The organism is Paenibacillus sp. UASWS1643 (assembly GCF_008693195.1).
GTDB lineage: Bacteria > Bacillota > Bacilli > Paenibacillales > Paenibacillaceae > Paenibacillus > Paenibacillus amylolyticus_B.
Genome location: NZ_VXKZ01000114.1, coordinates 213,007 through 231,739, shown reverse-complemented (window position 1 = coordinate 231,739; position 18,733 = coordinate 213,007). Strand labels below are relative to the sequence as shown.

At 47.7% G+C, this 18,733-nt stretch carries 22 protein-coding genes and 1 pseudogene; all 23 read left to right on the top strand.

The window, feature by feature from the left end:
- The first annotated feature begins 6 nt into the window (after positions 1-6).
- The 23 genes and pseudogenes from FE296_RS23265 (at position 7) to FE296_RS23170 (ending at position 18,733) form a co-directional block, all read left to right on the top strand.
- The gene (locus FE296_RS23265) at positions 7-897 is read left to right on the top strand and encodes a phage major capsid protein (protein WP_150366496.1); all 891 of its coding nucleotides are present in this window, start codon (positions 7-9) and stop codon (positions 895-897) included.
- 11 nt (positions 898-908) lie between these two features.
- Positions 909-1,265, top strand: a complete 357-nt coding sequence (locus tag FE296_RS23260; protein WP_150366495.1) for a hypothetical protein — start codon at positions 909-911, stop codon at positions 1,263-1,265.
- Positions 1,266-1,268: 3 nt separating this feature from the next.
- Positions 1,269-1,451 (top strand): hypothetical protein, encoded by a 183-nt coding sequence (locus tag FE296_RS23255; protein WP_150366494.1) that lies wholly within the window; start codon positions 1,269-1,271, stop codon positions 1,449-1,451.
- 28 nt (positions 1,452-1,479) lie between these two features.
- Positions 1,480-1,692, top strand: coding sequence for a hypothetical protein (locus FE296_RS23250; RefSeq protein ID WP_150366493.1), 213 nt, complete (start codon positions 1,480-1,482; stop codon positions 1,690-1,692).
- Entirely contained in the window at positions 1,673-1,930 is a 258-nt protein-coding gene (locus tag FE296_RS23245; RefSeq protein ID WP_150366492.1) for a spike base protein, RCAP_Rcc01079 family, read from the top strand. The genes FE296_RS23250 and FE296_RS23245 overlap by 20 nt, the downstream gene beginning before the upstream one ends.
- An 11-nt stretch (positions 1,931-1,941) precedes the next feature.
- Positions 1,942-4,296, top strand: coding sequence for a hypothetical protein (locus FE296_RS23240; protein WP_150366491.1), 2,355 nt, complete (start codon positions 1,942-1,944; stop codon positions 4,294-4,296).
- On the top strand, positions 4,293-4,565 hold the full coding sequence (locus FE296_RS23235) for a hypothetical protein (protein WP_150366490.1): 273 nt from the start codon (positions 4,293-4,295) through the stop codon (positions 4,563-4,565). The genes FE296_RS23240 and FE296_RS23235 overlap by 4 nt, the downstream gene beginning before the upstream one ends.
- Positions 4,565-4,708 carry a hypothetical protein gene (locus FE296_RS32950; RefSeq protein WP_190945474.1) on the top strand — a complete coding sequence of 48 codons (144 nt, stop codon included), beginning with the start codon at positions 4,565-4,567 and terminating at the stop codon, positions 4,706-4,708. The genes FE296_RS23235 and FE296_RS32950 overlap by 1 nt, the downstream gene beginning before the upstream one ends.
- A gap of 1 nt (position 4,709) precedes the next feature.
- Complete coding sequence (locus tag FE296_RS23230; RefSeq protein WP_150366489.1) at positions 4,710-5,366, top strand: phage adaptor protein; 657 nt, start codon at positions 4,710-4,712, stop codon at positions 5,364-5,366.
- Between the two features lie 4 nt (positions 5,367-5,370).
- Positions 5,371-6,786 carry a hypothetical protein gene (locus FE296_RS23225; protein ID WP_150366488.1) on the top strand — a complete coding sequence of 472 codons (1,416 nt, stop codon included), beginning with the start codon at positions 5,371-5,373 and terminating at the stop codon, positions 6,784-6,786.
- A gap of 11 nt (positions 6,787-6,797) precedes the next feature.
- Positions 6,798-6,983, top strand: coding sequence for a hypothetical protein (locus FE296_RS23220; RefSeq protein WP_150366487.1), 186 nt, complete (start codon positions 6,798-6,800; stop codon positions 6,981-6,983).
- 1 nt (position 6,984) lies between these two features.
- The gene (locus FE296_RS23215) at positions 6,985-7,905 is read left to right on the top strand and encodes a hypothetical protein (RefSeq protein ID WP_150366486.1); all 921 of its coding nucleotides are present in this window, start codon (positions 6,985-6,987) and stop codon (positions 7,903-7,905) included.
- 47 nt (positions 7,906-7,952) lie between these two features.
- On the top strand, positions 7,953-8,531 hold the full coding sequence (locus FE296_RS23210; RefSeq protein WP_150366485.1) for a hypothetical protein: 579 nt from the start codon (positions 7,953-7,955) through the stop codon (positions 8,529-8,531).
- Between the two features lie 257 nt (positions 8,532-8,788).
- Entirely contained in the window at positions 8,789-10,555 is a 1,767-nt protein-coding gene (locus FE296_RS23205) for a hypothetical protein (protein ID WP_150366484.1), read from the top strand.
- A gap of 59 nt (positions 10,556-10,614) precedes the next feature.
- Positions 10,615-10,950 (top strand): aggregation-promoting factor C-terminal-like domain-containing protein, encoded by a 336-nt coding sequence (locus FE296_RS23200; RefSeq protein ID WP_190945472.1) that lies wholly within the window; start codon positions 10,615-10,617, stop codon positions 10,948-10,950.
- Between the two features lie 12 nt (positions 10,951-10,962).
- The gene (locus FE296_RS23195; protein WP_150366482.1) at positions 10,963-15,036 is read left to right on the top strand and encodes an LPD38 domain-containing protein; all 4,074 of its coding nucleotides are present in this window, start codon (positions 10,963-10,965) and stop codon (positions 15,034-15,036) included.
- A gap of 111 nt (positions 15,037-15,147) precedes the next feature.
- The gene (locus FE296_RS32945) at positions 15,148-15,417 is read left to right on the top strand and encodes a hypothetical protein (RefSeq protein ID WP_190945470.1); all 270 of its coding nucleotides are present in this window, start codon (positions 15,148-15,150) and stop codon (positions 15,415-15,417) included.
- 214 nt (positions 15,418-15,631) lie between these two features.
- The gene (locus FE296_RS23190; RefSeq protein WP_190945468.1) at positions 15,632-16,510 is read left to right on the top strand and encodes an N-acetylmuramoyl-L-alanine amidase; all 879 of its coding nucleotides are present in this window, start codon (positions 15,632-15,634) and stop codon (positions 16,508-16,510) included.
- Between the two features lie 13 nt (positions 16,511-16,523).
- The gene (locus FE296_RS23185) at positions 16,524-16,898 is read left to right on the top strand and encodes a phage holin (protein ID WP_150366480.1); all 375 of its coding nucleotides are present in this window, start codon (positions 16,524-16,526) and stop codon (positions 16,896-16,898) included.
- A 70-nt stretch (positions 16,899-16,968) separates the two neighbouring features.
- The gene (locus FE296_RS23180; RefSeq protein ID WP_150366479.1) at positions 16,969-17,283 is read left to right on the top strand and encodes a hypothetical protein; all 315 of its coding nucleotides are present in this window, start codon (positions 16,969-16,971) and stop codon (positions 17,281-17,283) included.
- Positions 17,284-17,311: 28 nt separating this feature from the next.
- Positions 17,312-17,485, top strand: coding sequence for a hypothetical protein (locus FE296_RS32940; RefSeq protein ID WP_190945466.1), 174 nt, complete (start codon positions 17,312-17,314; stop codon positions 17,483-17,485).
- Between the two features lie 59 nt (positions 17,486-17,544).
- Positions 17,545-17,949 (top strand): annotated as a pseudogene (locus tag FE296_RS23175) (CpaF family protein); the annotation flags it as partial.
- Positions 17,950-17,989: 40 nt separating this feature from the next.
- Positions 17,990-18,733, top strand: coding sequence for a type II secretion system F family protein (locus tag FE296_RS23170; protein ID WP_091016179.1), 744 nt, complete (start codon positions 17,990-17,992; stop codon positions 18,731-18,733).

The following is an 18,733-nucleotide window of genomic DNA, read 5'->3' as shown; positions in this document are numbered from 1 at the left end:
ACTAACATGCCAGGACCAATTCAAACACAACAGTTCAGAGACGTATTCCTAAAGAAAATTGACAAGGTATTTTTCGAAGCCTATGACGAAGAGCCAGAACAATGGTCGAAGTACCTGAACGACAAGACATCCAACCAGTACGCTGAGGTTGTTCAACGTTACGCTGGTACAGGTCGATGGAAACCAAAGGCAGAGCTTGCTAACCCAGAGAAGACATCCTTCAAGCTGGCTGACCTGATCGTTACTGAGCATGAGCCGTGGTCTATCCAAGTTGAAATGTCCCGAGAAGCAAACGATGACTTTAAGTTCAACGAAGTCGAGAATATGACTCGTGACGCTGGACACGGTGCCCATGACACGGTTGAGGCTGAGTGCGCCAAGGTGCTGGACAACGCCTTCACTGAGAACACGTACGATGGTACACCGCTGATCTCCGATGCCCACGCTTACCGTGGTGCACAGGGCGGTATCTGGTCCAACAAGATTGAGGGTGCTCTGAGTGATTCTACACTCAAGGAAGGCATTATCTTGTTCCGTGAGCAGAAAGATGAGTCCGGCAAGCAAATCTCCCAACGTCCGAAGAAACTGATCGTCAACCAAGCGTTGCAGTTCCAAGCGGCCGCTATCGTGCAATCCGTTCTGCAATCTGGCACAGCGAACAATGATGTGAACACGATCCCGGATCTGCAGATCATCGACCTGCTGTACACCGAAAGCAAAACAGCGTGGTTCCTGCAAGCAGCACGCCACCAAATGCAGCATTACTGGAGAATTCCGGTGGAGTTCCGTCGCCGCAGCCAAATGACAGACAACATGGCTTGGATCTGGGATGGTTACTTCCGTCACTCCACAGCGATTGAGGATGTGCGCGGTATCGTCGGGTCGACAGGACAATAAGGAGGGATAGTATGCCAGACTTTAGAGGTACAAACGGTAACGAAGGGAATGGGATCGTCTATGCAGACGGATTCTCAACAGGTGACGGCTCGGTTCCTTTTCCGAGAACCGTTGCTTCAACCACGATTACGTTCAATCCACCATCACTGGCGACAGGCGCATTCGCTGTTTCGACCGCCATAACCGTTACTGGTGTGGCCTTGGGTGATTCCGTTGCGTTGTATCCGCCCTATGACACGGATGGTGTGATCTACCAAGCGACACCATCAGCAGCCAATGCGATCAAGATATCTTTAATCAACGCCAACACAGCAACAAAGGATCTGGCATCAGGCACGTGGGGCGTAGTCGTTACACGGAGGGGTTAACCCATGGAGAAGATTGAATGGGAAGTCGGAGGTCCGCAGTCATCGGGTAAGAAAGTGCAACACATCCCGACGCTGCGGAACAATCCCAACAGCTCTGACAAGGAAAAGGAGAGCGTTAGGCTATGGAATGTCATGGTCAACGCTCTCCGCGAAAACGGATTAATGAAGGAGAAGGGAGAGGAATAACCTCTCTCTTTTTTCTTTAGGAGGTACTATGGATCATTTTGACGGAGTTACACCAGAACAACGCTGGAAAAACGAATTGTTGCGTGAGATCAAGCGCTTGAACGCCAATACGGAACAACTATTGGAGCGAGATAAACAAGCGGAGGAAGATAAGCCTACGGACCAGCCGGAACAACTGGAGTTGATCCCTGAGCCGCAGCCAGAGAGGAAGGGGAAGGGTAATGGCACAAAGAGTGGATGACGTCCTCACGGGCGGTGTCACGGTGGTACCTGACGACGATGTAAACATTGTATTTCCGAGCGGTACAACGTGCAGTAAGGCAGTCTACGTGGATGGTACTGGCGATGTCGCTGCGGTTATGGCAGACGGTAGCGAGTTGTTATTCAATGATTTGGCTGTTGGCGTGTTCCATCGGTTGAGTGTAAAACGCATATTCAGCACAGGCACCACAGCAACGGGCATTAAAGTTTTGTATTAGGAGGTGCAAGCATGACAACAGTACCATCTATGGTGAGCCAACAGCTTGGCTTGCTGAGTTCCGGCGCTGATCCTGCAGATGTTCGGACAGGACAATCCTTTATTAAACCAGGAACCCTTGCGATCCAGTCTGGCACAATGACGGACAATGGCGACCTGGGCACGATTGTTCCTAAGGCAACAGACGTTCCAATTCCTGAGGGATATACCACAGGCGGTGTAGTTCAAGGTGACGCTGATTTAGTACCATCGAACATCAAGGCTGGTACGGATATATTCGGCGTAACTGGAACTGCTGTTTTAGCCTCAGGGAACGCAGTAAATGCCAACGTCTTGGCAGGGGTAACATACTCCAGTTCATCCGGTTTTGGAACCGGCACAATGCCGAATAACGGATCACTTGGTATTATTATCCCGGATACCACAACCAAAACGATCCCAGCAGGATACACCACGGGTGGTAGCGTCGCTGGTAGCATAAACTTGATACCAAGTAATATTAGAAGTGGAACCAGCATTTACGGCGTTACGGGAAGTGTGATCCAAGCTAGTGGCAGTGCTACAGCAGATAAGTTGTTGCTCGGCGAGACAGCATCAACAGCCGCAGGAACTATCACAGGCACAATGCCAAACAATGGATCGCTCGGAACAATAACGCCGGGCGCAACTAACAAGCCTATACCAGCAGGTTACACCACAGGCGGTTCTGTCGCGGGAAGTGGAAATCTGCAGGCTGGTAACATTCGATTGGGTGTCAACATATTCGGAGTTACTGGTGCTCTTGATCCTGGTACACAAACAGGAGGAACAGCAAACCCTGAGGATGTACTTGCAGGTGAAACATTCACGAACGATTCAGGTGTACAGACAGGAATCATGGTAAACAATGGCGCAGTCAATCTCACACCAAGCAACACCAGTCAGCCAATACCACAGGGATATCACAATGGTGGAGGACAGGTAAACCCAGTTACGTTTGACACTACTAAAGTACTCGCGGGAACAACCATTGCTGGTACAGCGGGGACTATGCCAAACAATGGCGATCTCGGCACGATAACACCGGGAATAGATACGCAAGCTATTCCATCTGGATACACATCAGGCGGCACGGTAGCTGGAGATATTGATCTAGTGCCGGAGAATATTAAGAATGGTGTAAATATATTTGGAGTAACAGGTACGCTAGAAAACATGACAATAAATGGACAAACAGAATTAAATATTGTTTATGGCGAAAACATATCAGCATATGATCCTGTTCGTTTGTCTTTAGGCGTAGTAACTGGCAACCAACCGACCAATCTGCCAGCAGGTGCTGGAAATGGTATTGCTTTCAGTGCTGACGGAACCTATTTTGCAGTCGTCTCTAGTGGTACTCCTTATGTAATAATTTATAAATTAACTGGAGGGAATTACTCAAAGATTTCTGACCCCGCTTCCTTACCAAGTAGTTCTGGCAGAGGAGTAACATGGAGTAGCGATGGAGTATACCTAGCAGTATCTCTTATTTCAGCACCATACGTTGCAATATACAAACGCAGTGGAGATGTATTTACCAAATTAAGCGATCCTGATGTGCTTCCAACGGGGAATGGTAACGGAATAGCATTTAGTCCAGATGGTTTACACCTGGCTATAGCGCATTCTTCTTCTCCTTTCTTGTCTATTTACAAACGTACAGGAGACGTATTCAATAAACTAGCGAACCCTGCAACAACCCCAGCAAATCAAGGTAACGGAGTGTCTTACAGCTCTGACGGAGTGCATTTAGCTGTGGCCAATTCGAGTTCGCCAGAAATAACAATTTACAAACGAAGTGGAGATACCTATACCAAATTATCTAATCCATCCATGTTGCCTACAGGAACAGGTCAAGCGGTGGCTTTTAGCCCTGATGGTCAGCAACTTGCAATTTCGCATATTTCATCACCGTTCATGACTGTGTATTCAAGAAATGGTGACGTCTTTACAAAAATACCTAACCCTCAAATTTTACCGCCTGGAACTGGGGCATATGGGATCTCCTATAATGCAACTAGCGAATATATATTTGTTGGAACGAATGCTACATCTTTTTTAGCTTTATACAGACGTAATGGGGAATCATTAACGAAGATGAACGATCCAGACGTGATCCCGACAGGAAGAGGGACAGGTACTTCTTTTAGTCCTAATAACGTCGATTTAGCCATCTCTTACAATACTGCTCCCTATATCACTTTGTATAAAATGTCTCAACAGGCTTATAAGAGCAACGGTAATATGTCCGATATAGAAGGAGCGATTGGCGCAGGATACGCACTGGAATCTGGATCGACAAACGAAACTAAAAAAATAGCTTTAATATGGAGGGATACACCATGAAATTTTACTTTCAACTCGACGGAGATATCATCCGTGACGCTATAACATACCCACACGAAGGATACACCGAAGTCGAATTGGACATGACCCACCTGCCTGCTGGCATAAACGCAGGCTATTATCGCTGGAATGGGACAGCCTTCGAGATCGATGAATCATTAAAGCCAAAAGATCCTACCGATGTGACACAAGCTATCGAGGATTTGCAGAGGAACCAACAACTCATGCAACAAGCCATTGACGATCTTGTCATGGGAGGTGCGCTATAATGGGAGCGTATATGGGGCAACGGATCATTGACAAGGCGTATACTTACGACTATGTGTTATCCCGCCGTCCAGACCTGAAACCCGGCATTGATGCTTACCTGACTGCTGAGGGATATGGGAACTTGATTACAGGCGGTGAGTAATATGATCGCATCAGATTTACTCGCAGACATCAATCTGCGTTACCGGAACACTTTTACAGAAGCACAAAAGCTGGTTTGGATGAACGATGAGCAAAACGATATCTTCCAGTCGTTTAAGATCGAACGCGACCCGGTACCTGTCCCATTGGTAACTGGGTCCAAGTTGTACCTGCGTCCACCAGAGATCAAGTACATCGAACAAGTGAGAGCAGCGACCATGCAACTCAACTCATCAGGCAATGATCCAGCATTTGTGGACTTGCCTTTTCGGCGTAATATGAATGATGTGGGTGCGAACTTCGCGCCGTTCTATACCTTCTTGGGACCGGACAAAATGTACATCAATCTACCCAATACAGACATGACGGATTGCATCGCCTACTTCTTTATCGACGGTTACGCCGATCCAATTGTTGATGGAAACACGGTGCTATCGCTGCCAGATAAGTACATGGAGATCATGAAGTACGGTGTGCTGCGGCGAATTGCGGAGGCGAGGAAAGACATTGTCATGGTCAACAACTACACAGGATCGCGTGATGAGATCATCGACAACATGCTTTGGTCAGAGGTGACGAACGAACCGGAGTGGGTTGTGCCGACATCAACACAGAAATTCCGAAGTCATAGCAACGGATACATTATCAACGGGTGGTGACAAGATGGCAAACTGGAGACAATACCCGCGTGGCATCGACACCCGTGGAGACAACCGTGCGGAGGTTAAACTGGCTAACGGTATATTCACGGGCCAGAACAGCTTTGACATTAAAGATGAATTCTCGGTCAACGAGTATGGTTGGGATACAGACGAGTTCTTCCCAGCTAAGTCTACGGCTAAGGCTCCCGTTACATACGGAGCGGCCGGCAGCGGACGAACAAACCTGCTGACAGGATACGGTAACACACAGTTGGTTCGGGCAGTGGGTACAGCATTGCAATACAACAGCTCTGGAACATGGCAAAATATCAGCGGCACATTTGCAAACACCGATTGGGGAGCGGCCAACTTTGATATCAACGGGCCTGTTCTGATCATGACGAATGGAACTGACACAGTCCGGTACTGGAACGGTTCAACACTCAGCACATTGTCAGCCGCACCTAAAGGAAAAGTAATCGCGGCCGACAACTTGCGGGTATTCATCTCCAACGTGCCTACAGATGAGTCGCAAGACCAGATCCATTATTGTAAGTTTCAAGACGCAACAGACTGGACAGCTGCAGAGAACAGTGGAATCGTGCAATATTATACTGCCAACGGCGGTGCAGTTACTGCGATGACCACGTTTGGTGGTGCTATATGGGTATTCAAAAAGGACGCCTTCGCCCTCATTTATCACACTGGGGATGCACGGGCGTTTTATCGTTTAGTCCCATCCAGTGACAATATAGGGTGCGTTAACCCGAAAACACTGGTGGATATGGGCTCTTTTCTGGCTTGGCTTGGACAGGATGATGTATATATCGGAGCGGCTGGCTCTGCTAATCGGATTGGTGAACCAGTGCGCACGTTCATCAGTCGGATTAATCAGGCTCAGCTTGCGAAATGCAGTGCTTTTACAGACGGGCTCCGGTATTACCTCAACTTGGTCATAGATAGCGCCACAGAGCCTAATATTCGATTGGTGTACGACACTCGGTTTAAGATATGGCAAGTGGCAAGTTTGAACGAACAATATGTATTTGGTACTCGCTTCAACACTGGTGTCTATGCTGGGAATGCAACAGGTACCACATACAGGTTGAACGCTGCAACAACAACCAGTGCATGGATGGTGGAGACGAAGGACTTCGACAAAGCTGAGGCGGAGAAAGAGTACAACGAGATCCACGCTCAGATGTACGCACCGACTGGCACCACGCTCAAGGTCGAGGTATCTACGGACCAAGGAAACACCTGGATACAGATCGGTGACCCGATTGTGGGTTCATCATCAGCACAGAACCAGAACATGATTGTACCTCTGGACATTGTGCCACTTTGCAACTGGATTCGTTTCCGCTTTTCGGGTACTGGACCGTTTCGGTTGTACGGATTCGAACGATACTTCAAAATCATGCCTGTGATGCATTAGGGAGGATATATATGAATGAGGAACAGAAACAACAAATGGTGAAACAACGCTTGCAACAGTATGAACAGCAAATATTTAGCTTAGAGATGGACAAGGTTGCCCTGGTAGCAGTCGAAGACACTGAGGGAGTAAAGAACATCGACATTCGAATTGAAGCCGTGAGAAAGGCACATAGCGCAGTAGCAGGGATGGTGTAACATGCCAATCCCTGATCTGAGTGGTGTCCCTCCGTGGGCTTCGTTTGATGATCATCAAAGTAAATTGAATGACATCGTTGCCAAGTACAACAACCTACTGGTTAACCTGGATTCACTCAATGTAGTTAGTCTAACGGCTGATCATATTGATGCCGGAACCATTGATGCCAACGTGGTAACCATCCGTTCTGATCTTAACGCTGGTGCTTTTGTAGAAATAAACGGTAATGGGATGCGGATAAACAACGGATCAAGAGATACATTCACCGCCGACATCAACGGTATGGTTACCATGACCGGGGCGACCATTCGCAACAACCTGGGCACAGGGTTCATCCAACTCAGTGACCAAGGTATGGCGATCAACAACGGATCGTACAATACGTTTACAGCGAACACTGCCGGATACGTAACGATGACGGGAGCATTGATTCAGAGCCAGACTGGGTATCCATACGTGATAATGGACCCGGGCAGTACATTGTTTGGTGCATACTCGGCTGCTAATAACTACTTGACTGTTCAGGCCTTGGGAGGGACTTCACAATCTCCGCAGGTATTAATAGCAGCGCCTAATGCGAATATGCAAATGTTTGTCTCGGGATTATCTGCATTCTTAGGAACAACAGGAGCGAATTTAAATTTAACTTCAAACCTAGATGTCATTATTCAGGGTAGAAATATTAAACTTACTCCTGACAACGGTAATTACGATGTTATTGTTCCTTTTGATCAATTCAAGGATGACGCTTCAGGAAGGACGCTGTATCAAGAATTACTTGGAAAAGCTACAAGCGGGAGTCAGACGGGACTTGGAGGGGCTGCAAATGGCGGTATCGCACCGGGAACTGTTTTACAGAAAGCAGACGGAGGAACAGTTACCTGGGTGGGTATATCCGCTCATACACATACCCAAAACTAGCAGGATATGCTATGATTGTGGCAAAATCTGACACAGGGGTGTGTGCAATGAAAAAACAGGTTAAAAATATCGGTTTGGTGCTCAGTGGCGTAGTGCTCGGGGTGACAATTTCGTTCTCAGGAGAGATCAGCGCAGCTACATCAAAGTTACTTGGTGGTAAAGTAGGCAAGGTCATGACAGTGACGTTAGATAATAAAAGCATCGGTGAAGCGCCAGTGATCGGAGGTACAAGTTATGTACCTGTCCGGACGGCTGCTAATTCACTGGGTCTGGAGGTTAAGGTGGACGGTAACGAAATTGAGTTAACAACTCCAGAAGAAAAATCTGATTCTGAGGTTACTTCTCCGGTGGCGGAGGAACCCACGGCTGTAGATGATGCGAAAATTAAAGAATTAGAAATAAAAATTGATAGAGTAAAAAGAAAGATAGCATCAAGCAAAACAGCGCTCGGTAACAGAGGTGTTGAATTGGAGGCAGCAAAAGATGTTGTGTCTGCTGGTTCAACAGGATTCGTAAGTGTCGTAGAAAGCTTGCAAAAAAGCTACGATGAGTCGGTAAAATACATTGCTGATCAGGAAAAAGAACTCGCTGATCTCGAAGCTCAATTGGCTGCGTTAGTGAAATAATATGAAAAGAATGATTGTAGTATTTTTGTTATCTGTTGCCTTACTTGTTATATTCGGATTATTAATATATCCAACTCCATATAAATACACGGAGTATATACTAGACAACGGTATTAAATTCCCTGTAAAGATCAACAGATTTACTGGAGAAACTTTAATTTATTCCGGAATGACCGGAGAATGGCTTCAAAAGTTACAAAAACAAACAAAAGGGACTCCATTCGGGGTCCTTTTTCTATTGCAAAGGAGGGAGTCCCATGGCATCACCATCTGGATACGGCAGCAACGTCCGACAAAGCTTGGTCAGCAACGGCGTGAGCAACAACGACATCGGATATAACAAAACAAACGGGTATGTCACAGTGAAGGGTCAGGACTTTTTGAAGCCATCTAAGGTCCTTGACGGTGTATCGTATGATACGCTGAGCAACTTCAACAATGCGTGGAACTCATATAACAAGTCGCAGACTCAGCCATCTACATCGGGTTACAGCACTACAGGAACCACGAGTACACCGAGTTATGTACCGCAGGGCATGACAAGCACTCGTGATGCACTTAACTCTTACGGAATCGACAACAGCCGCATCGGTTACAACAACGGCGCTACCACGGTGGATGGTCGATACTTTGGCACACCGTCAGTCAACTTGGGCGGCACCACATATTACGATCAGACAGGCTTCAACAATGCTTTGGGTAACTACCAAATCGGTGATATGAAGCAACAGATACTGGGCAACACACAGCTACCTGAGAATGCGTACACCGCTCAAATTGATGCCTTGATGAAGCAATTGAATCAGAGTGCTAACACTCAAAATGTTGATGCGTATGGGACTCCTGAATATGCGGCGTACCAAGCGCAGGCAGACCGCAGGGCGCAGGCTGGCACAAGAGCTGCGCAAGAAGCGCTTGGATCAGCAGGGTTCGGACGTTCTACCGCGCTGGGTGAGAGGGCGCAGGGCATTCAGAACGAACAGACTGAGTACTTGGATACGCAGGTTATCCCGATGATTCTGCAAAACGAGCGTGCCAAGCAACAGCAGGTATACGACAACCTTGCTAATTTGCTGAATCCACTTATGCAACAACAAGGATACACGGACCAACGTAGTCAACAGAACCTGCAGAACCAGTACAATGCACTGGGTATGCTCACATCTGAGCAACAACGAGGACTTGATAACAATAGAGCAGACGCATCCTTGACGGGAACATACTTAACACCAGAACAACAAAGTATGGTTAACTCCCTACTGAGTTTGAAACAGCAAGCTGAGACGAAGGGTATCACCAAAGATCAGCGCAACATATTGAGCAAGCAAGCTGACCAAATCAGATCACGCATGCAGGCGTCAGGAATTGATCCAACGCAATACGGGGCAAACGTTAACTTCAACACGGCATCTCAGAACACGCCGGGGCGTACTCTCCAAGGACAGCAGCTGGATATGCAGAAGCAGGATCAGCAGTTTAATCAAGGCATGCAGACTAGACAGCAAGACTTTACGGAGAAACAAACAGGCATCGACAATGACTTCCGTTCTGAGCAATTTGCATACGCCAAAGCTCGTGATGCAGTGGCAGATAGCCAATGGAGCCAGCAATTCAACCAAAACGCAACGCAATTCGGACTCAATTACGCACTTCAACAGTTGCAACAGCAGGACGATCAAGCGTACCGGAATGCGATGCTCAGCATTAACCAGGATGAAAACTCTCGTGCATGGCTTGGTCTTGGGAATACACCAGCAGCAGAGTACAACGGTATGAACGCTAATCAAGTGCTGAGTGCATTGCAGTCACAATACATCGACCCAACCACTGAGAAGTACGCTCCGCCTAAAGACGCAGCAACCCGAGAACAGATCTATCAGCAAGTCGCTGGATATGGTCTGCCTCAAGGTCAGGATGATCAGGTCATGCTCTCCATGGGACTGACCACGAAAGAGATTCAGGAATTCGACAAGAAGTATATTCAACCATCAACCGGAACAGGAGCAGCTTCAGCGGGAAAGTAGCCAGCCCCACATCCATTGGGACTGGTGGGGCCCTTTCCTACAATAATTATTACAAAGCAGTGAAGGACGCAAAGGCCAACCCGAATAACTACGCTACAGCAAGTGCTGCGGTTAGTAACGCCATTAAAACATTGGGATACCCAGATAGCTGGTTACAGCCCGCCCTTGAGTTGGTAGCTAGGGAATCCAGTTTTAACTCGAATGCGAAGAATCCTAAATCTACCGCAGCCGGGTTATTTCAGTTTCTGGACAGTACCAGAAAGAATTATGGCGGTAGCTCAGTAAACTGGAGTGATCCAAATCAGCAAGCGTTACAGGGGTTGAAATATGTAAAAGATCGCTACGGCGACCCGGTTAAAGCACTGCAATTCTGGGACAAAAACAAATGGTATTAAGGAGGTAGGCGCATGGCGACGAGGCTTGAACAGTTTTCTGAGGATCAACGCAAGAAGGCAATGCAAATACGTGAATCAGCAATGAACGGAACGCTTAACTTACAACAGCCAAGCGCTCCAATTAACCCGCGAACACAGGCGGTTCAGAATTATTTCGCCAGTCAGAAGTCCATGAACGATCTGAAATCAGCCTTGCCGCCTGCGCTTACTCAACCCGGTTCAGACATTTACATGAATTCGACGCTGGGTAGATCACTTGCAGGTAATCCGCAGGCAATTAATACGTACCAGCAAGCAACGGGCGTAAATCCATCGCCTATCCCACCACAACCGAGTCAGTATGAGATTAATAAACAAAAGATAGCTGATAGCGCGGCTAAAAGTTCCTTTGCGAATTTCGTATCTCCATTCTCCAATCTGATGAATGATATCACCTACGGTAACCCTGTGGGTGGTTTCGTCACTCGGGCAGTCGGTACAGGCGGTGGTATGTTGCTCGGTACGCCTTCGATGGCGCCGGGGTCAACTGGCAACGCTACAGCGGACAGAGTGGCAGACATTACTGGTATTGCTGGTGGTATCCTTAGCGCTGGATTTAACCCCGCTGGCGGCGGCAACCTGATCACGGCACCTTGGAAAGCGGCCAACGGATTGATGGCTACCAGAGCAGGAAACAGCCTGACAAACTTGGTCGGTGGTGGTATCGGCAAGGTGTTGCCTCGCATTAGTCCGAATACAGCTAACCGAGTGGCAGAAACGGCCCTGCGCGGAGCTGCTACAGGCGCTATAAGCAACACAAGCATGGGTCTGATCCAAGGCCAGCACAGCAATAGCGATGTGCTGAGAAACGCCGCTCTAGGCGCTGGATTGGGTGCTGGCGGTGACTTGCTTATTGCAGGAGCTGGCGCAGGTATCCGGTCATTACTCTCGAAATCCAAAGGAGCACGACTCCCAGAAACAACGGGGCAACCGCTAAGCGAATCAGCTCCTCCAACACAGCGGTTAGATATCAACGAACCGCCAGTGAGTGTTGCTCAGAGAACGCCTGATACGTTACCAGCTCAGATGGATGTACCCACTCCAGCAGCACGACAAGCATCCGTTGTGCCTGACACAGTGACACCACAGCAACAAACGATCAAACAAGTGGATACAGCAACGAATATTAGCCCAACAGTTAACCCAAGAACAGAAGCGGTACGCAAGTTCCAAGCAACTCAGCAGGCGCCGGCAGCACCGGACGACTTCCTTAAATCCCGTCCCGGCCGCGAAACTTCTGCTCCAATCTCACCGGAACCAACGCCAACATTAAATCGTGTAGAGCAGGAAGCGGCGCAAGTGGTGGACACTGTACAGAAATCCCGTGTACGCGACCGTGTTTATGACCTGCTGGATTCAGCTGAACAGGCAGCCCGTGAACGTATCGCCAAGCGCAGGGGCAACATCAACTCCAACCCGTTGCCTGAATGGGGAGACTACGCCATTATCGGCGCGGCTAAGATGGGTAAAGGCACCATCAAGTTCAGCGACTGGACAGAGGAAATGGTCAAGGATCTGGGCGAACAGTTCCGTCCGAGTGCCGAGAAGGTATATCAGCAAGCCAAAGAAGAATTGCGGAGACAAGAAAGACTTGCTACCAAAGAGGGTCAGGCTGCTAAGGCGTTTAACGAGAGTGGCGCAGGTAATGCAGAGACATTCAGCGGTAAAGTAAGCAGAGGTAGCCGCAAGAAAAAGACCACATCGTTTGAAAAGAAATGGGAACGGGTGCGTACTCAGTTCGTTGATGAGACAGCACCACTCGAAGGACTTGAGAAGCGCGTAACAGGCAAGGTGGATAGCGCAGAGAACAGTCTCTATAAGATGGCAAGGCTGTTCAAGGGAACGCCTGAGAAGGCTAACCAAGTGGTCAAAGACAAGCTGGCACCGCTCATTAATCAGGTGGAGAAAGCGGGATACTCTGCAGACGAACTGGGTGACTATGCAGTTGCTGTGCATGCCAGAGATATCAACGCTGCCGGCATGAAGTCAGGCTTCACCAATGCAGAGATTGCAGCGGTAATCCGGAAGTACGAAAACACCGAACTGGAAGCAGCACGGCAAGGACTGGTGCAACTGAACAAGGACATGATGAAGGAACTGGTAGATAGCGGCGTTGTAAGCCAGCAGCTTGCCGATGTGCTTGCAGACCGATGGAAGAATTACATCCCAATGTTCCGGGTTTTCGATGAAACCGCTGAGGGATTTGGCGGCAGTGTCTCCCAGGCATTGGCGAATGTGGCGAGTCCGATTAAAACGTTGAAAGGCTCCGAACGTAACGTGGATGATCCACTGATTAACATGGTGAAGAACATCTTCCAGAGCATCAATGCGGCAGAGCGGAATAAGGTAGCGTCACAACTGAAGCGCCTGTCTGATATCGACACAGAGGCTAACTTCATCCGTCAACTGGACCCGGACGAGAAGGTCGGAAGTAAGAACGTGGTGAATGTACGAGTTAATGGCGAGAACGTCAAGTATGAGGTGGAGCCTGAGGTATACCGCGCCATGTTAAATCTGGACAAAGAGTCATCCAATATGCTGATGAACATCCTATCCAAGCCTGCATCCCTGCTCCGTGCTGGGGCTACACTTACACCAGAGTTCTCATTGCGGAACCCAATGCGTGACGTATTGCAAGCGTATGTAACCAGTAACAGCGGGTTTAATCCGATTACAGACTTTACAGCAGGGTTGATTCAGTCCATCAAAAAAGGTCCGCTGTACAAAGAATGGATCAATGAACTGGGTTCATACGGCAACGTCCTATCAATGGACCGTGAGGTGCACAAAAAGGCTCTGCAAAGCGTATTGAAAGAGAAGCCGGGTAAGAAATTTGTAAATGTGCTCACAGGCAAAGCCTTCATTAATGTGTTGAGAGCGATCACGGATACCACAGAGTCTGCTACCAAAGTAGGTGAGTATCGTGCGGCACTACGCAAAGGCGTGAGTAAGCAAGAGGCGGCGTATCGATCCCGTGACCTTATGGACTTTGCTCGTTCTGGTTCAAGCGTACGGCAGGCAAACAAAATCATCGCGTTCTTGAATGCTAACATTCAGGGTAAGTCGAAACTGTATCGTTCAATTAAAGAGAATTGGGCGGGTACCACGGCACGGATGTTTGCTGCTACAACGCTACCGACAGTGGCAATTATTGCTGCTAACCGTCAATTTGCGAATGAAACGCAGAAACAAACGATATCCGATGCCCCTGACTGGATGCGTGACACGTTCTGGCTAATGGCTATTCCAGGTACAGACATGGTGGCCCGGATACCAAAGCCGTTTGATATCGCGCCAATCTTCGCCAATCTGCCAGAGCGTGCTGCACAATTCGTACTGGATAAAGATCCGGACGCCTTTGATGGATTCGTTCGTCGTACATTCAGTGATGCAGCACTGCCGGTTCAGATCACTGGATTGTGGCCGTTTATCGAAGGCATGTCTAATTACTCATTCTTCCGCGAGGGAGCAATTATTCCACAGCGTGAACAGGGTTTGAAGTATAAAGATCAGTATGACCCCACACGGACCACAGAAGTGGCGAAGCTACTGGCTGGAATCATGTCCAAGGCAACCGGAGAGAAAGGTATGTTGAAGAATTTTTCATCTCCGCGAATTATGGATAATACCATTCAGGGACTGACAGCTGGGCTCGGAACATACGCCACATCAGCAATCGATACAATCCTAAAAGGTGTGGGTGCCGTTGATCGGCCAGCAAGCCCAGAGAAGAGACTGGAGCAGAAGCCGTTTGCAAAAGCATTTTTGGTTGATCCGTTGCAATCTACCAAAGGAACTGATCAGTTATACACGCGCAAAAAGGAACTATCTGATGAAAAAGCTTCCGCAAAACTCAACGGGACCACCTTTGATAAGGCGCTTGAGCTTAAACAATTGGAGAATGCAGCAGACATGATGAGCAAGATTAATAAGCAGATCCGCACCATAGAGGGCGATGTAAACCTGACTGCTAAACAGAAGCGCGATCAGATCGAACCGTTGCTTGCGAGACGTAATGAAATATCCCGAAATGCCATGCAAAAGTAAGCTAAAACCGTGTTATATGTGGTATAATTAACTTGTATCGCATAACCGCATACACCCTAAAAAGGACTCTGGGAAATCATCCCGGGTCCTTTTACTATTTGAGGTGACAATATGATAGAAATGGACGAAGACGAGTACCAGGAGTCGGTCGTATCTGACGACACCCTGCACCTTGTATCTATATTCTGTGGTCCCGAAGTAAGGGACAAGTTACTCTATCGGAGAGTGGACGATGTACGACTTCATAGTGGATTTGATTCACACATTATTCAAGAACGGCCTGACCCTAAGCTCATTGGGTGCGGTCGTTTTTTTGATCCTAAAACAGCGAAAAATGAAGGCTCAGCTACGGAAATTCCTGCCCTGGATGTTCCAGGATGACAACGAAATCAAGGCATACATGGCGAATCAGATCGTCATCATGAAGAACCAAGAAATCATTATGAAGGGACTGGGATTGGAACCATGTGTGATCACTTTGAACGAAAAACCGCAGGAAAGAGTGAGACATTCAAACGGTTTTTACTTATCATCCTGGGCGACGAGTATCTATGCCCAGCTTGCAAACAAATACACTATACGGAGGTACTCAAAGATGGCAAAAAAAATCAAAGTTAAGGGCGATGCAGGTCATGGCGCTTCAGATCCGGGAGCCATTGGACCAACAGGCAAGAAGGAAAAGGACTTCAACCTGACTATGGCGCTTAAACTGGAAGAGTTGTTTAAGAATCATCCAAGTATTGACTTCAGTCTAACCAGACGCACAGACGTTTTTCTTGAGTTGAAACAACGCGTAAAGATTGCTAATAGTCAACCTGCAGATCTGTTCATCTCTATTCATGCCAATGCCGCTTCATCTTCCGCCAATGGTACAGAGACATTTTATAACCGCACCACAAGCGCACCGCTTGCTGGAGTGATCCAGCGGCACATGCAGGCTGCCACAGGGTTCAAAGATCGCGGCGCACGTTACGGGAACTTTGCAGTAATCCGTGACACTAAGATGGACGCAGTGCTGCTGGAAGTTGGGTTCATTAGCAATCCGGAGGAAGAAAAGAAACTGTTTCAAGATGACTTCCAGAACCGTGTAGCCTTGGCGATTGCTCAAGGGATCTGCGAATACTTAGGCGTTCCCTTCGACATTCAAACGCCAACATTACCCGGACAGGAACCGGTGAAAGCCACACCGTACCCGGAAATGAGTGTTACTGTCCATACGGCTGCCGGTTCGACGTATACCGGATACAATGTTAAAGACACAACTTGGGTACCATCCAGACCGATCGGTGAGCTGATTGGTGGTCGTATTGGCTACACCAAAGGCAAAGTAACGATCAACGGTGAAGCAGTAGAAACAATGAATATTAATGGCGTGGGATACGTAACGGCCCGGGATCTGACCAAGCTGCTGGGCGCACGGATTTTCTGGGATAAGGCTACACCGAGCAAAGTAGAAATCTACCCTAAAAATTAAGGAGCGATCAGACATGATGAAAGATATTATGGAGCAAGCACAACCGTATATTATTAGTATTGTGACGGCACTCATTGGTATTTTAGCTACTATTATAACTGGATCTATCAAGAAGGCTCAGGGTAAGGCTGAAGCGTACTACAATGCACACACGAACGAAAAGGACCGCGAGTTGCTGCACAAGATTGGTATGGAAGCTTTTTCGTGGGCACAAACAGTTTACCGCGAGTATGAAGGTGACCGTAAGCTGCAAGAGGCATATTCGTACGCTAGTGAAAAGCTAGCTAATCTTGGCGTGGAAATGTCCGGTGACGAGATCCGGGCAGCTATCGAAAAAGCAGTAGTAGATTACAACGCGAAGAAAGCTGGTGGGAAGATTGCCAGCTAAGAGGAGAGGCCCTGCTATTGCGGCAGGGTCTTTTTGCTTTATAATGGGATAAAACGAACGGAGGTTCCCTATGCCACTACCTATATCGCCTTTCCCGCTCAAGATCGCAGCTGAGATCGCTGCTTACTATCGAGACCGCGGATATTGGGCATCTTGTACGCCGGAGGACATCATGCGACTGGCAGACTCATATGATGAGTTGCATGTCTGGGAACAGAACGTCTGGGCGTACTATAAGAAGGAGGATCGTTACTTCAGCTTAGATGAGGTAACAAATCCGCAAGATGGACAATTTGCCGTCATCGTCATGGGGCAGAAACGGATTATACGCTACAAGTATCAAAATGGAGAATGGGTGTATATGCAGGACGAATTGACGAGTTGAAGTTATAATTAGTGAAGGAGGTGAGACGATGAGAAACATTGCAGCTCAATACATATATTTCGATGGACCAAAGAAGATTGAAAAGGCCATCTTAATGCAAACGGAATTAACAGATGATACAGAGGTAGAAAAATTAATTCAGCAGGAAGCTGAGAAAATTGCGAATACGACAGTTAAGATTATGGAGATTCGCGAAGCTTAACCAGAATGCGCCCACCAATTGGTTGGGTGTTTTTTTGTTATGTGTACCATATTGTATTGGATGGATCTTTGTCTACAGGGCATGCGAATACCATCTCGGACATGATTAGCAGACTCGAAACGATGGTGCTCAGTGGTGCAGATCTTCCCATTGCGGTTGTAAGGCAGCAGATTAGTTCAGCAATCGATATTTTTGTACATCTATCTCGGCTGCGAGACCGCTCACGGCGGGTGACAGAGATTAGTGAAGTGATTGGTATGCAGAACGGTGAGGTTATGCTGAATCCACTGTTTCGTTTCCAGGAACAAGAAGAGCGTGAAGGCAAAATTATTGGCGGGTTAGTGCAGGTTGGAAAGTTGAATCAGGTGGATAAAATTCAGATGGCTGGGCTTGGGGAATGGCTGGATGAATACATAGAACAATATAGTGTTGAAACAGATACATCAGATAACAACGTGAATTAAAGTTATTGGAAGGTGATTACTGTTGGGTGAAGCCAGACAGATGTTGACGGATTACACCGTATATACGCTTTCCCGGAGACAGCGAATGGTCTGTATGCTGATTAGTGGTCTGCTGTTTTTTGGCATCGGAATTCTATTCTACCATCACTGGTTAGCTGGAGCGATCCTGGCTGCGGGTTGCATATGGGTGCCAAAACATTGGACTAAAGTGCTGTTGGAACGAAAAAGAATGACACTCAGTTTACATTTTAAGCAAGCGTTATATGCATTATCTTCGGCACTGGCCGCAGGAAAATCGGTGGAAAATGGATTCAAGGAATCTGTAGAGGATCTGCGGATGTTGAACCCGGAAGCGGATACCGATCTGATTCGTGAGTTCACGATATTGCGGACACGGATGGAGTATGGACAACCAATCGAAGAGGCGCTACAGGATTTTTCGGATCGGGCGCAGATTGAAGATATTACGAACTTTGCAGATGTGTTCATTACGTGCAAACGAACTGGCGGGGATCTGGTTGAGGTTGTGCGTCGTACCTCTGCGGTGATTGGTGAGAAGCTGGATATTCAGCAGGATATTATGGTCGCGGTATCGCAGAAAAAGTTCGAATCAAAGGTGATGTTTGCCGCTCCATTTATTTTTCTGATATTCCTCAATCTGACCGCCAAGGACTTTATGGAGCCGTTATATAGCGGGATGGGGTACCTCATCTCAAGTGGTGCTTTGGCAGTACTCGCCTGCTGTTATCTGTGGATTAATCGCATTATGGATATCAAAGTATAA